General features: G+C 38.6%; 2 protein-coding genes. Both read left to right on the top strand.

The window, feature by feature from the left end:
- Nucleotides 1-846, top strand: an 846-nt coding sequence (locus tag H7254_RS20675; RefSeq protein WP_301934780.1) for a hypothetical protein, incomplete at its 5' end; no start/stop codon positions are given.
- 666 nt (nt 847-1,512) lie between these two features.
- Nucleotides 1,513-1,733, top strand: a 221-nt coding sequence (locus tag H7254_RS20670; RefSeq protein ID WP_301934779.1) for a peptide-methionine (R)-S-oxide reductase, incomplete at its 3' end; no start/stop codon positions are given.

Below are 1,733 nucleotides of genomic sequence, written 5' to 3'. Positions count from 1 at the left end.
TTTGAAACAGGCAGCGGACTTTCGCGTTACAGTTATAGGATCGATCGGTTCAGTAACTACTACGAATTTAACAATGGCACCATCGGATTTCCGATTGGTCAGGATAAAGGGAAAGTGTCGCGTGAGGAAGCGGAACAAACCTATGGAACCCCTTTTAATGCATTTACCACCGTTCAACTTAATGCAGCCTTTGTAGGCGATAACTCCTTTTCCGGCCTTACATCACCTTTAGATGGGTTCAGATACCGCTTGGGGATTGAAAATTATATGGGTGATTTCAAATTAAGTGCCTTAACGGCAGACGGGCGTAGATATGTGAGGTTAAAGCCAATTACCTTGGCTGCAAGATTATATACTTATTCCAGATTTGGACGTGACGAAAGTCGTCTTTTTCAGATGTATGCCGGTAACGGGTTCCTGATTAGAGGATACGAGGCAAATTCGTTCTATAAAAACAATGGCTCTGCACCCACCAATGGCTTTGATATCAATCAGTTAGTTGGATCGCGTATTGCTGTTGCAAACTTTGAGATTCGCCTTCCGTTTACCGGACCGGCAAAGTTGGCTCAAATCGCATCCAAATTCCTGTTCTCAGATCTCAATTTATTCTTCGACATGGGATTAGCCTATGATAGTGATTCAAAAGTAGCTTTCCATAGACAACCGCAAATGGTAGGTACTGGAGCAGGAGCGTATCCGGAACGTGTTCCTGCGATGAGTACTGGTATTTCATTGCGTGTTAATGTGTTCGGATACTTTGTATTAGAACCCTATTACGCAATACCATTCCAGAGGTCAGATATTAAAGCTGGCGTATTTGGGTTGACCTTTGCTCCGGGCTGGTAAAATGTTTTTGATATTGTAATAAGAGTATTCGCAGTAGCATCAAATATATCATGTAATTTATATTGAAGAGATGAGCTGGGGTTAGGTTAGTCACTTCTGTAAAAAGCAACTGGACTTGCAATGATTGCTGGGAACATTTTACGACCAGTATTTCCCTATTAACTAAGTGCTCCCGTCTAATAATCTCTGATGTTGCACCAACTACTATCAGATAAACCGATAGAGGTGTTGTCAGAGAATACATCAGAACTCATCTGGTTGAATATCTTCATCAAAACAGGTATCTGTATAAGAATGGATGGAAGATTGCAATCACAAAAGTCTTATGAAGTCTTTAAGAGAGGCGAAAGACCCATCCAATACAAGCAGGAAGGTGAATTGTAACATATTGAAAAATCTGAGAGCTTATAAATGACCCAATTATTAACGATAACAGAAATAATTCAATGAAATCCTTCATTTAAATACATGTCGGAATTTAGCAAGGGTTACAATAACAATTATAAAACCAAGCATTCATGCTTTACGTAAATATTATTATAAGATATTTCCAATTAAGGTTTTTATTAAAAACTATCAAACCATCATGATTTTGCCAAAACCCGCAGGGGTATGATTATCAAATCATGATCGGTTCATCACCAATAAAAAACAAAAAATAAACAGATGAAAAATATATTGAGTATTACCGCATTTTTAATTCTACTTGCAGGCACAAGCTGCGGACAAACCCGCAAGAAACAGGTTAAGAGCTACCCGATAAAAAAAACTGAAAGTGAATGGAAAAAGATACTGAGTCCGGTTGCTTTCCAAATAATGGTTAAAGGGGGAACTGAGGCACCTTTTAATAATCCCTACAACGATAATCACGAAAAAGGCATTTATGT

Source organism: Ferruginibacter sp., assembly GCF_014377975.1.
Lineage (GTDB): Bacteria > Bacteroidota > Bacteroidia > Chitinophagales > Chitinophagaceae > Ferruginibacter.
Note: the sequence above shows the minus strand (reverse complement) of the source record. Positions and strands in the feature narration are given on the sequence as shown.